The sequence below is a fragment of the Jeotgalicoccus saudimassiliensis genome (assembly GCF_000756715.1).
GTDB classification, from domain to species: Bacteria; Bacillota; Bacilli; order Staphylococcales; family Salinicoccaceae; genus Jeotgalicoccus; species Jeotgalicoccus saudimassiliensis.
In genome coordinates this window covers 951,738-965,122 of sequence record NZ_CCSE01000001.1, presented here as the reverse complement: position 1 = coordinate 965,122, position 13,385 = coordinate 951,738, and the positions used below count along the sequence as shown (strand labels likewise).

At 30.3% G+C, this 13,385-nt stretch carries 10 protein-coding genes and 2 pseudogenes; 9 read left to right on the top strand and 3 right to left on the bottom strand.

The window, feature by feature from the left end; translation table 11 throughout:
• Positions 1–617: 617 nt before the first annotated feature.
• From RZ44_RS04645 to RZ44_RS11540, 6 genes and pseudogenes are all read left to right on the top strand, one after another.
• Positions 618–1,826 (top strand): O-antigen ligase family protein, encoded by a 1,209-nt coding sequence (locus RZ44_RS04645; RefSeq protein WP_035809031.1) that lies wholly within the window; start codon positions 618–620, stop codon positions 1,824–1,826.
• Positions 1,827–2,234: 408 nt separating this feature from the next.
• Complete coding sequence (locus RZ44_RS04640; protein WP_035809029.1) at positions 2,235–3,026, top strand: polysaccharide deacetylase family protein; 792 nt, start codon at positions 2,235–2,237, stop codon at positions 3,024–3,026.
• The gene (locus tag RZ44_RS04635; RefSeq protein ID WP_035809028.1) at positions 3,004–3,786 is read left to right on the top strand and encodes a GNAT family N-acetyltransferase; all 783 of its coding nucleotides are present in this window, start codon (positions 3,004–3,006) and stop codon (positions 3,784–3,786) included. Before RZ44_RS04640 ends, RZ44_RS04635 begins: the two co-directional genes overlap by 23 nt.
• Before the next feature lie 63 nt (positions 3,787–3,849).
• Positions 3,850–5,361, top strand: coding sequence for a murein biosynthesis integral membrane protein MurJ (murJ, locus tag RZ44_RS04630; protein ID WP_035809026.1), 1,512 nt, complete (start codon positions 3,850–3,852; stop codon positions 5,359–5,361).
• Positions 5,362–5,372: 11 nt separating this feature from the next.
• A complete protein-coding gene (locus RZ44_RS04625) occupies positions 5,373–6,467 on the top strand; it encodes a glycosyltransferase (RefSeq protein ID WP_035809024.1) in 1,095 nt (364 codons plus the stop codon).
• Positions 6,468–6,919: 452 nt separating this feature from the next.
• Positions 6,920–7,189: pseudogene (locus tag RZ44_RS11540) on the top strand (sugar transferase).
• 239 nt (positions 7,190–7,428) lie between these two features.
• Here the strand turns inward: RZ44_RS11540 and RZ44_RS11535 are convergent.
• Positions 7,429–7,548: pseudogene (locus RZ44_RS11535) on the bottom strand (IS3 family transposase); the annotation flags it as partial.
• Positions 7,549–7,555: 7 nt separating this feature from the next.
• A complete protein-coding gene (locus RZ44_RS11145; RefSeq protein WP_081962412.1) occupies positions 7,556–7,714 on the bottom strand; it encodes an IS3 family transposase in 159 nt (52 codons plus the stop codon).
• 430 nt (positions 7,715–8,144) lie between these two features.
• Here RZ44_RS11145 and istA point away from each other — a divergent pair, with 430 nt between their 5' ends.
• Complete coding sequence (gene istA, locus RZ44_RS04620; RefSeq protein WP_035809021.1) at positions 8,145–9,674, top strand: IS21 family transposase; 1,530 nt, start codon at positions 8,145–8,147, stop codon at positions 9,672–9,674.
• Entirely contained in the window at positions 9,664–10,425 is a 762-nt protein-coding gene (locus RZ44_RS04615) for an ATP-binding protein (RefSeq protein ID WP_052108803.1), read from the top strand. The genes istA and RZ44_RS04615 overlap by 11 nt, the downstream gene beginning before the upstream one ends.
• A gap of 634 nt (positions 10,426–11,059) precedes the next feature.
• Here RZ44_RS04615 and RZ44_RS04610 read toward each other — a convergent pair.
• A complete protein-coding gene (locus RZ44_RS04610; protein ID WP_141638985.1) occupies positions 11,060–12,055 on the bottom strand; it encodes a hypothetical protein in 996 nt (331 codons plus the stop codon).
• A 595-nt stretch (positions 12,056–12,650) separates the two neighbouring features.
• On the opposite strand from RZ44_RS04610, the gene RZ44_RS04605 reads away from it, so the two are divergent.
• Positions 12,651–13,241, top strand: coding sequence for a hypothetical protein (locus RZ44_RS04605; RefSeq protein ID WP_035809017.1), 591 nt, complete (start codon positions 12,651–12,653; stop codon positions 13,239–13,241).
• Positions 13,242–13,385 lie beyond the last annotated feature (144 nt).

Sequence of the window (13,385 nt, the reverse complement as noted above, 5' to 3'; positions counted from 1 at the left end):
TCAATACTTTAATGAGTTCTATAAACAGAAAAAAGTAGTCATTATAATGTTCATGTGATTTATTGCATACATGTGATGAGTAAAATGAGTATTTTTATTTTATAAAAATAGTGAAGCCACTACTTTTAAATTTTTCTGAATATAATATATTTAAAAATACATTTTATCTTTTAAGGTTTTTATTTATCTATGTTTCAATAAGAATTGTACAGAAAAAACGGAAGTATTTGACAAAGATAATATCGTTCTAGGAAGTATTAAAACTGAACAAGTACTCCAAACCACAAATTATCAATATACCTGTCAAAAAATCAATATCGTGGTCAAGTATCTGTTTACATGGAGAATAATATAAGCACTTTTTTTCAGTTAATGAAGAACTACAGCTATAACGTTAATAAAACGATTTGGAAAAAAAGAAATTCACAACTATAATAACTCTAAATTTATAATAAGAAAAATTTTAGGTGACTTACCATCGTGTTCTACCAAACGATATATTAATATTATATTGATAATTTTTAATAAAAAGATTAACAACTGTAATATTCCCTTAGGACACAAATATGAGATTATTTTGTCTTGTGGGTGTATTTAAAAATATGAGGTAATCTATATTGAATAATAATAGGAAAATAGAAAATTATATATATGTAATACTCCTTTTGATGATTATATTTGTACCGTTTAATACACATCTAACATTAAATATAATAACTTTTATTGTAATATCGGGATATTTATTATTTAAGGCACAAGAGGGATTAAAAATATCCAGTTCAATTATTCCGCTGGTAATATTTATATTCCTTTTACTCATTCAAATATTAATTTCACCTTCTGATTATTTTTCTACTACCAATGCGATAGAAGAAATTAGCAGGATTATTTTATATATTTTCATAATTATTACTGTATTTAACTTAAGAGTTGATGAAAAGATCTTTTTAAAATCTTGGATAATAGTTTTTAGTTTTATTTCTATAATTGCTATTTTTCAATATTTTAAATTCATAAACATTAATGAAGTCCTTGCATTAGTTTACGGATCTTCAATCCAACTTGTTGTATCAGAAAAGTATGAAAGTCTAAATTTATTCAGAGCCGGCTCAGTATTCTTGAATCCTAATTCTTTTGCAAAATTCATACTATTATTTATATCAATCTATATTTGTTTTATATTTAAAAGTAGTGTAATAAGTAAATTATTGAAATTACTATCATTTGCTTTAATTATTTCATCCTTAATCTTGACAGGTTCCAGAACTGGCTTAATAATCTTGATAGGGATTCTAACAATCTATGCATTGTATAGTTTTGGGAAAAAAAGGGTTGAATTTTCAAAAAAAAGAATATTGCTTACTAATGTTATAATTATTGTTCTAACCTTTATATCTATATTCATGATAAATCGTATTGATTTAAATACAATAAGATTCTTAAGTTTTAGTGAAAACTATGAAGGCTCATTAGATTATAAGTTTGAATCATTTATGGTTATGTTGAATCAATTTGATTGGTTTAATGTACTAATAGGAGTAGGACCTTTTGAAAGTGATATTCGATACCTAACCTTAATTGATTGGGACATAGGTTACTTGATCATATTCTATGGTGTTATTGGTATTTTAATTTACTTGCTATTTTTATTCTTGATATTCAAAAGTAATTATTTTTATAGAACTAATAAAATATTTATTATATTGATTTTTACTGTATTGATACTTTTTAGCTTTACAGGTGGAACATTTTTTAATATCAGGTTTTTCCCTCTATTCCTACTATTGATATTTACTAACTTTGAAAGGGAAAATTATGAAGAATAAAATCAAAAAATACTTAATTTATGTATCAAATATTACTAAAATAAAAAAAGAACATATCTTTATTTAATATCATGAGATAATTGAAAGTGAGGGAGATGGCTATCAAAAAATTAATAAGGATTCATTCATTGAACAAATGAAATATTTAAATAAGAACGACTATACAATAATTCGTCTAGACGAGATAGGAATAGAAGAAAGAAAAAGAAGGGATTTTACAAGGATTGAATATACTTGACCAAGAACTTATAGAAAATTACATAGTTACAGCTTATGACGTAGATAATGTTCCAAATAAAGTGTTGAAAATTATTATATCCTATACTGACTACATTAATAATAAAGTATGTATGAAATAATTTATAGTTTATAATTCTAGTAGTAACATTTATATTGAAAGGAAATTCTATGAAAAAACACATAAAAAAAATCTTAATATTTATTTCAAGTATCACTGCAATTAAAAAAAATAATAGTATGATTTACTATCATGAAGTTACAAATGGTCCTGGTTATAGCTTTCAGAAAATTAATTTCGAAATATTTAAAGATCAAATGAAGTATTTGAAAGATATGGGATACAAGACAGTATTACTTAATGAATTAGAAAAAGAAAATTATAACGACAAAGAAGTATGTATTATGTTTGATGATGGCTATAAGGATAATTATGAAATAGTCTATCCTTTTATGAAAGAAATGAATATGAAATTTAATATTTTTTTAGAAACTAATGCTGTTACGAATGACGATGCATACATCTCTTGGACAAATGTAGATGAAATGTATAAAAGTAATTTAGTTGATTTTGGTATGCATACTCACACGCATATTGACGCTAGATTCATAAATGAATCTAATTATCAAGAGGAAATACTGTATCCCAATAGCTTATATGAAAAATATCTGGACAAAAAACCTGTTGATTTTTGTTTTCCTTTCGGGGCATATAATAAAAAAGCAATTAATTACTTTTTAAATTACACACCATATATAAGGTTATTTAGATCAGATGGTAATTTGAAAAAAATGAAGAATAAGAAGTTGGTAATGGGAAGGGTAGGAATCGAAAATGAGGATAGTTTAAGTGTTTTCCGAAGAAAATTGAATGGAGGTTACGACAATTATTTATATTTAAATTATCTGTTTAAAAGAATATTAAAAAGAAGTGAAAAAAATGAATATAGAAAATATAGCTGATAAAATTGATTATAAGGTCATTAAAACTAAGTGTATGGACTCAGAATCTATTACAGACTTTTTAAAAATACAGAATAATGTTTTTAATGAAAATTTCACTTTAGAAAAATTCTCATTAAAGTATTTAGAGAATCCATTCGGCAGTTCATTTATTGTGCTATGTTATTACAAAAATGAGTGTATTGCTAGTAGAGCTTTTTGGAGAAATGATTTGTATATAGATAATGAGTACGTGGAATCATATCAGCCATGTGATACTGCCGTCATGGAGAGTTACAGAGGGAAAAGTTTATTCTCAAAGATGACGAAGATAGTAATGAAAAAACTAGATGCTAAAGCTAAAATTTATAGTTTTCCTAATGATTATTCTCTGAGAGCATATAACAAAATGAACTGGAGACTCATTGCTAGTAAAAGATACTTATTATTTAATCAAAAAAATCATTCTAAACAGATTAATCTAATAGAAGATATCTACTTTGAGTGGATATCTAAGTTAGTAAATTCTAAAAAAAATAAAAAACTCTATTATACTAAAAAGAAAAATGAGTTTTATCTTTTAAAAAAACACACATACAATTTATACGTTGTTATTGGAAAAATATCTAGTATAGAAAATATAAATATACCTAAGGCAATTTTACCAATATGTTTAACGCTCGATAGTGAAGGGAATTTTGGACGGGGATTAAGAGTAGTAAGTTATAATGTTTTAGATGATAACAATATTCCACTATATAAACTAGATACTATTTTCTAGAACTAGTACTCAATCATTTAGTTTCAATTTTATATTTAAAATTAGAAATAGAAGGTAATGAATATGAAGAAAATAGCTATCTTAGTAATATTTTTAACATTAATAGCCAAGTTTTTTGGATTCGCTCGAGATCTTACACTTTCTTATTTTTATGGTACATCCTATATAAGTGATGCGTATATAATATCATTAACAATTTGCGTGTCGATTTTTGGAATTATCGGGAAATCAGTGAAATCTAGTTTTATTCCTCTTTATAAAGAAATAGAAATAAAAAGCAATTTAAAAAATGAAAATATATTTTTAAATAGTGTTCTAAATATAATGCTTGTATTTGTACTCTTATTGTCTGTAGTTTGTATTATTTTTATGGAAGAAGTTGTATTTATTTTTGCCTCTGGGTTCAAAGGTGAAGTTCTTGACATGACAATCCTATTTACTAGAATCGCTATTATTGGGATGTCCTTAACTGTACTCATGAATATCTTAAGTGGTTTTTTCCAAATTAAAGGCAATCATACTTTACCAGCTCTGATATCATTACCTCTAAATATTCTGATAGTTATAATGATTGTTCTAAGTAGTAAATATAGTTTAATTTTCTTGCCAGTGGGATTACTTTTAGGCGGTACTGTACAATTCCTTATATTATTTTTTTATTCTAAAAAATATAGCTTTCATTATAAACCGTATATTAATTTCAAAAATAAATCTATCAGAAAGTTATTTAGAAATGCCCTATCTGTGTTTATAGGAACTTCTTCTCATCAAATTAACTTGATTGTTGATCGTACTTTAGCGTCTCAAATCATAGAAGGTGGTATATCTGCACTAAGCTATGCTAATAGGTTAAATAGTTTCGTACAATCAATTTTTGTTCTATCTATATCAACAGTCATGTATCCATTACTGTCTCAAGCTGCTGTTGAAAACAACAGAAAGCAATTTAATCATACATTGGAATATGCTTTAAGTGCAATTGCCATTATGATTATACCTGTTTCAGTTTTTACTATGATATTCTCAGAAGAAATAATCACTTTGCTTTTTGGTCGGGGTGATTTCGATGATCGTTCAATTTACCTTACTGCAGGTCCACTATTTTACTATTCTCTTGGCATGCTTGCCCTTGCCTATAAAGAGGTGTTAAACCAGGCTTTTTATGCGTATAATAATACAAGAACTCCAATGTATAACTCATTATTAGGAGTGAGTATAAATATCCCATTAAACTTTATACTCTCTAGTATAATGGGAATTAATGGTTTGGCGTTAGCTACTAGTATATCCGCAGTTATTACTACTATTTTATTTATAATAAGTTATAAAAAGAAGAATAAAAACTTCAGTTTTAAAAACAATATAATTATAATCCTTAAAACCTTAGTAGCATCTATATTAATGGGTATAATAGTTTATTATTCTCATGTTATATTTATTGACTTATTTACTTCTTGGTTTTCATTTATCTTAATTTTAATAATTGGAATAATTACATATATTGGATGCTTAGTTCTGTTAAAAGTAAGAGAACTAAATTCTTTATTCAATATTTTCTTGAGCAAATTTAAATAGAAGGTGTTAACATGGTCAACTTATATGTCTTTGATAATTTAAGAAGTGGTGGAGGTAAATCAGTTGGCTTAAATTATCTTAAAAAAATTATAGTAGAAGATACTTCAGCCTTCTTTATGTTACCAAATGATGAAGATTATCTTGAAATTGCAAAATCTCATTCATCAGCTAAAAAATTTATAATTATAGACAATCCTAGAAAATATAGAGTAAATATTTTTAAAATATTAGAGATTAGTAAATTTATTAAACAAAACAAAATAAAAAAGATTGTCAACTTTACAAATATGCCTTTAATTATACCAAGAGTGTATCAAATTTTAATGATTCATAAGGCGCAATTGTTATTACCAATTAAAAATGATTATATTCAGTATAATTTTTTTGAGAAACTTAAAATGAGCTTAGATAAATTCTTTTTAAGTTTATGTTTAAATACTAAAATCGTAAAACATATTATAGTGCAGACAAACTTTATGAAAAACGAATTGTTAAAGAGTTATGATTTCAAAGGTGACATAAGTATTATACCTTCAGGTTATGACTCAATAGATACAAACAAAATTATTTTTGAAAATCCTTATAATTTAAGTAGTAATTTTAAATTTTTTGTACCGACTAGTGATGCGAAACATAAGAATATAGAATATATTATAGAAGTTACGAAAAAAGCGAAAAAAGAAAATATGAAAATAGAATTTCATGTAACCTTATCAGAAGATAGCGAATTTGGTGCCACTGTTAAACAGGAGAAACTAACAGATTACATTATTTTTTATAATCAAATAGACTACTTTAAGATACATAACTATTATAAATCATCCGATGGAGTATTTCTCCCTACCTTTCTTGAGAGCTTTTGTTTACCTTATGTGGAAGGCATTTCAACGAAAAAAAACATACTTACTTCTGATAGACCTTTTGCGAGAGAAATCTGTAAAGAAGCCGGATGGTATTTTGATCCACTAGATGCTAAATCCGGTATTAAAGTGATTAAGGAGTATATAGAATTTATTAAAAAAACTCCTAATCAAAGTAATATGCCTAAAATATATAGTTGGAAAGAATCTTATGAAATGTTGCGTTGGATAATAAATAAGTATTAATAACCTTTATTATTCTAATATTAGAGAAAGAAGAATTATTCACGAAACTAGATATAATAAGTATCACTTCCAAGCATAAAAAAGATATACTCTGATTAACTGACAAGTATATCTTTTAAAAAAATCTATCCCTATGTTAATTGACAGGATAGTTAAACCTATCCGAGTTATTGGTATTGTTCATGGAATTGGAGGAGTAAGGAATGAGTCTAATCTGAGCGCCGAAGAACATATTAAAATCAAGGAAGTTCAGTCATTTATTGAACAGAATAGTAAGAGGTTTTTGATATTGGTGTAAGTTTGGTAGCACTTATTGCAATCATTCCTAAAAAGACCTGGAAAATAAAGTACCAGATGATTTTGTATTCAAAACTGCATCTAGTCACAATCCTAAAGTAACTAGCATGGGTGCTTTTATAAGAAAATACTCTATTGAGGAATTACCTTAATTAATAAATGTCTTAAAGGACAAAATGAGTGTTGTAGGACCCAGGCCTGAAATTATTGATATATCCAAGTATTATGATTCACACCAGTTACGCAGACTTAAAGTTAAACCGGGAATGACTGGATAAGCTCAGGTGAACGGCCGAAGTGATATGAATCACGGTAAGAAGATAGAGTATGATATTTATTATGTGGATAATAGCAGTTTTATACTGGGTATAAAAATACTCTGGATGACCTTCTTACAAGTTATAAAAGGGTTGAGGTCAATTTAATAATTACTAAGTTTAAAGTGGCTCTACGTCAAATAGGGTTGATGAACAATTAGATCTGAGCGCCTAACTTGCGATAAGCAAGTTAGGCGCTTTTGCTTTTGGTTGGTACAGTCGTGTCATCAATAATATATGGACCTATGTCAAGATTTCGGACACGGTAAATTAAGTATCTATAAATTTGTACAATTTTGATCCTGGTATATTTATTATTTGCTTTTAAATATGCCAGGAACTCCCTGTTACGCGTACATTTTTTCGAATGCCATCGGGGATAAGTAATTCAAGTAGCCATGAATTCTTTCATAATTATAAAAACTCACGATGTACTCAAGAATGCTCATCGTCGCCTCAGACCGAGTTGGTATGTCAACAGAATATTAGACAGTTTTTATAGAAGTTTTCTTTATACTCCTTTGGCGTGAGATAATTCAATGCACCATGGGGTCTAATATTGTTATACCAGTTTACATAGTCGAATAGTTCAATGTTTAACTGTTTTAATGATATAAAAGCATATTGTTTAATAAATTGTAATTGCTAAACTAGACTCAACAGTTTTCTACAATTAAGACTCAACAGCTCTCTCCAAATAAGACACAACAGTTTACAAACTAGAAATCACTTTTCGGTATACTGAGACAGAGTATATTGAGAGGGAGAGAACATGGAGTGGAAAAATGGATGATTTATCAAGAGATACACCGATTAAAAAATATGGGGTTTTCAAATAGTAAAATCTCAAAGTGCTGACGGCGCTCTAATGTTACCACTGCGTCGCAGTGTTTGATCCCACTGAAATCGCACCTTTCATTACCACCTACATCGGATAATACAGACGCACCTAATCCTCTATTAGAGGATTATTTTTTATGCTTAACTTTTCACTCTAAATTAGTGCTATAAATATTTTATGCCGCTGTTGTGCGACATAAAATATTTATGGAGGTGGCAGTTAATGCCCAATTATTTAGAAATTGTCCGATTGAATGAATTATCATTCAGTCAAAGAAAAATTAGTGACATGGTCGGATCCGGTCGGCGCGTCATTAAACGTACCATCGATACCGCGAGTCAGCACAAACTGACCTACAAAGAATTAAGTGGCTGGGATGCCGACCGGATGGATACATTGTTTGGCCCCAAGCAGTCTAAACCGACGCAACGGGACATGCATTACACCCTGCCGGATTACGCATCGTTATCCAAGTCGCTCGCTCAGCCGGGTGTGACGATGCAGTTATTATGGGAAGAGTATGTCGATATGTGCCGGCATAATGGTCAACCGTACTATCGTTTAACGCAATTTAAAAAGTATTTTAATGATTATCTGAGTCAGAAGTCATTTACGCATGTCATGAAACATAAAGCAGGTGAACGTGTGGAAGTAGATTGGGCCGGCACAAAAATACGCTGGATTGATTCAGATACCGGTGAAGTGATAAATGGGTACTTGTTTGTCGCTGTGTTGCCCTTTAGTGGATATGGATTTGCGATGGGCTGTCATGATATGAAGCAACCCAGCTGGATTAATGCACATCTTCAGATGTTTGAATATTTTCAGGGCGTGCCGACTGTCCTGGTTCCCGATAATTTGAAAACAGGCGTAACGAAGCATACCCGGACGACACTTAAAATAAATGAAACATACGAATCGATGGCGAATCATTATCATACGATCATTCTGCCGACCCGTGTCCGCAAGCCAAAAGATAAGGCTTCCGTTGAAAATACGGTCAAGTCATTAACGACTCACATTATTGCTCGCATGCGGAATTATCAATGTTTTGGCTTGGATGATTACAATGATTACTTAAGAAAAGAACTGAATCGTTTTAATCAAAAACCGTTTCAAAAGAAACCAGGATCTCGATTCTCTATGTTTAACGATATGGAGCGTACGACCCTTCAATGTTTGCCAACTGTCCCGTTTGGATACTGTGAATATAAAACAGTGAAGGTTTATAATAATTCCCATATTAGTTATCAGAAACACCAGTATTCTGTGCCGTATCAATATATTGGCCAGAGTCTCAGACTTAAAATTTATGGGGAAAAGATTCAAGCGTGGCATCAAGACCGTATGTTGTGTGAGCACGAGACATTGAATAAAATACCGGGCGGCTACACGACAGTCATTGAACACTTACCTAAAAATAGTGCGACACACGGCGAGTGGAATAGTCAGCGTTATTTAAAATGGGCACGACATATTGGTCCCAATGTCCATTTAGTCGTTGAAAATATGTTTTCGGATGGCTCGGAACAAAAACACTACAAACGGGTCCACGCACTATTGAAATTGGCAGACATCCATTCAGATTCCGCCCTGAATGCTGCCTGCCATCATGCATTAGAACGTACATCTCATCCAGGTTATCGCTTAATCACGCAATTACTGAACACTGGCACGTCCCACTTAAAGTCTAGCACCCTGGAAAGTCCGGAACAATCCTTTTTGAGAGGGGCTGATTATTATGAGCAATAATCAACAGCGCTTACAAATGATTATCAGTCAGTTACGTGAGATGCGACTGACGACAATGGCGGACCAACTTCATAGTCTGTACTTGTCGGAGCAGAATCATGCGATGACGCCACTAGATTATTTAGAAGTCATCGTCAATGAAGAGTATCAAATCAGACAAGATAACCGCATTGAACGATATCGGAAACAAGCGACACTGTCACACAAAGAAGCAAAGATCTCAGACATTCGTTATGAATCCAGAAGAGGCTTGCGTAAAGAAAGTATTGAACAACTGTCAACCAACCATTATATTCAACATCATCGCAATGTCATTGTTCAAGGGGCCACAGGCACCGGTAAAAGTTATCTGGCCAATGCTTTGGTCAATCATGCGATTGAATCTGGATTTACAGGGAAGTATTATCGGATGACTGAGTTATTGAATGATATTGATTTGGCTGAATTTCATGGCACGTTAGATAAATTGTTGAAGAAACTCATGAAAGTAGATGTGCTTGTGATTGATGATTTCCTCCTAACATCGACTAAAGAACAGGAACAAAAATATCTTATGGAAGTATTTGAATTACGCAGTCGTGAGAAATCTTTAATTCTGTGTTCACAAATGTCCGCCGCAGAATGGCACAAGAAATTAGGTGGGGGTGCGATTGCGGACGCTATTTTAGATCGTGCGTGTTCAAAATCATATAAACTCATTTTAAGTGGTGAATCATTACGTCAATTTGATGGTATCGATACACCGATTTAGGTGGTAATGACAAACGCGATTTAGGTGGTATCGTAAATCGCGTTTTTATGGTAACTTAGCAGCGCCGTAAGCAACTGAGTAAATCCTGAAGTATTCTCTCCAGAGCGGTTTGAAGGATGGCAGCAGACACCGTTTATCTCTATTACTCAGGGAGGTGGCAGTTATGGTTTCGGTCACCGCTGTTCAGTGAGACTTATCACTATAGTTGTCATGCGCACGACACTCGACTTCCTGGTCAATCATTTAGAGTTCATTCAGTGCCACCGCGTATGATTCATATTTAAAATAAAGAATGATTGCTCTTAGTTTTTCATCATAAGTATACATGGACTACCTCCTAAGACCTTTTGGTCTAAGATTTTGTCCGCACCCCCAAGTGTTGAATTCTACTTGACGGTTACAATTACGCTCTTCTTTTGGCTTTCTATCCCCCAAAGAGTTTGAAACTCTAAATAATCAGGATTAACTTACAAAAGTCTCTTAACCTAGTGTTTAGGTTTTCTTGACAAGTCCAATTATTTTGTTTTTTACCTGTCGATTTGACAGGGGAGTTCATATTTCATGTAGGTGTCTTTCTATGCATTTAAATTCATTATTAACGATTAGTAAGGGATTATTAGTTTTTATTATGACTCTATCTGTCTAATAAATAAATAGCAACTTTCAATGCAGATGAGACAGTATGTGCAAGCTCAAGGTTTTCATTACCTATTCGGAGATTATTATGACTATTTAAGTTTTTAAGGCTGGAAAAGTTCATTAATTTAATTTCAGTAATATGCAGTTCCTTCTTATTTTTCCTTTTTTTAGTCAATTTCTGTTTATAAGTATCAAATGTACTATAGATTTTATCAGACGATAGGTTAATACTGCATTTTAACAAAAAATGTGGTTTTCCGCCTTCAAACATTTCTCTGTAAACACAGATTAGATCACGTTCTAAATTAAAATCTATGTATTTAGAGTTTATCCCAAGTGTATTCTCTAAATTTACTTTTACAGATTTCTCAATTCCTGCTATTTTCAGTTCTCTATTATCGTTTAATGCATTATCTAATTTTAGTGATCCAGATCCTCCGAAACTCCATTTACCTTTAGCAGTTGTCACACTTTTTGCTCTTTTTGTCAGTATGACATTGTCTTCATTATCAAAAACCATAATATTAAATCCTAAATGATTTGAAAGTGTAGACGTTTTTAAATCATTAATATACGGGCCGGGTTCAAGAACATCACGAATAGTTAATCTATTAGCCAGTGTATAATCAATTGCTCTATTGGTTAATAATGTATCTAAATAAGTAGTTCTGGACGTGAATAATTCTACACCTTTATCTGTTTTACGAACATCATCCAATCTCACCATTTTTTTATGATTAATTTTACTTGCTTTGTGCGCATTTAATATTTTATCAACATAATTAGTAATGATATTAGGAAGAACATATTGTTTGTCTGAATCGCTTATATGTATTTCTTTATTAGGTTCATGAGTATAGAGAACAATTATCGGACAAAGCTCTCCTCTATTTTTGAAGAAACTACCTTCCTCAATTTCAGCTGGATATCTTTTCATTAATTTGTCAGCATTATAATTCACTTTAATCTCGTCTTCTACATGAACTCTCAATTTATCGATACTTTTGTTGAATAAGACGGAAACAAAGAATGTAATTAAAAATGTAGATATAATAGTAACATCTACTAGTGTAAGCACATCATTTTGAGTATAAATAAAAAGCAAGAAGATGAATAAAAATAATAATGTAATTATAAAGATTTGCAGTATTTGTGAATCAGACCATACAACTATCTTTTTTATCAGTCTTCTAATAGTAATAACCTCCCCATATAATATTCTACTATATTTAATGTATAGCATACATTTCAATGTAGAGCTACAGACTTTTTATATAGAATGGTATTAAATATGTCCCATTCTACGGGTTTTGATTTTTGTTTTTTAAATCTTTGAATCTTAACTTTATTACATAACACATTAATATATTTTTTCTATATGCAGGGTAAAGCTATGTAATATATATTAGGTGAAACTACTACTAAAATACATAGAAGATTTTTTTTGAGATATGTCATATTTTTTAAAGAAATTTGATAATTGTTAACATAATGCAAATGATGAAATTATCCCAATACAAAAATTAAAGTTATAGCAGAATGTAGTAGCATAGATTAATTATCAATCAGCTTAAAGGAGCATATAAATGCATAATGAAAATATTCGAGTACTTGTTGTAGGTCTTGATAAGTATCCGAGAAATAAAAGGTATGGACCATTGAGTTTAAAAGGATATGATTTTTGCACGGTAGCTTTTATTCCGAAATTAAACAATGAAAAGAAACATAAAGACTCAGACTGTGAGAGATTATATAAAATAACTTCTTATAGAAGAGTGATGAGTTTTTTAGCAGGTAAACCATTAAAAATGACTGAATTCAGTAAGTATACTAATGTTGAAAAAGTAGTTCATGAGTTTAAAGAGAAAGGAATTTATTTTGTCAATATAAAAGAGCTAGAAATAAATGAAATAAAGCATAGATTCGATGAAAACACCCTTATTATTCTATTTGGAGTAGCCACTGAAAGAGCATGGAAAGCACAAACAAAAAATTTAGAAGATGAACTAAATGTTAAAGAGCTATTTTTCCATCATCCTTCTCCTCAAGTACATCATGATGATTGGAAATATTACGATCATGAAATGAAAAATAGGGAGAGCCTTAAAGTTAATACAGAATATATTAATAAGACTATGCCGAAAGTTTATGATCTAGTAAATAATATGGATATTTAAGGGGGAGCAGGATTTTTTCAAAATTATAATTATTAAAGATATGTATGACTCCCTATGCGTGTCTTTTTGTCTTTCTTCAGTTAATTGGTTTTTATCTTGTAATTTTCCAAATATAAATTGAGATTTTTTTCACAGATAAGTGTA

Coding starts and splice junctions, on each gene's coding strand:
- RZ44_RS04640 (WP_035809029.1), top strand. CDS start 2,235: ATGAAAAAACACATAAAAAAAATCTTAATATTTATTTCAAGTATCACT.
- RZ44_RS04635 (WP_035809028.1), top strand. CDS start 3,004: ATGAATATAGAAAATATAGCTGATAAAATTGATTATAAGGTCATTAAA.
- murJ (WP_035809026.1), top strand. CDS start 3,850: ATGAAGAAAATAGCTATCTTAGTAATATTTTTAACATTAATAGCCAAG.
- RZ44_RS04625 (WP_035809024.1), top strand. CDS start 5,373: ATGGTCAACTTATATGTCTTTGATAATTTAAGAAGTGGTGGAGGTAAA.
- istA (WP_035809021.1), top strand. CDS start 8,145: ATGCCCAATTATTTAGAAATTGTCCGATTGAATGAATTATCATTCAGT.
- RZ44_RS04615 (WP_052108803.1), top strand. CDS start 9,664: ATGAGCAATAATCAACAGCGCTTACAAATGATTATCAGTCAGTTACGT.
- RZ44_RS04605 (WP_035809017.1), top strand. CDS start 12,651: ATGCATAATGAAAATATTCGAGTACTTGTTGTAGGTCTTGATAAGTAT.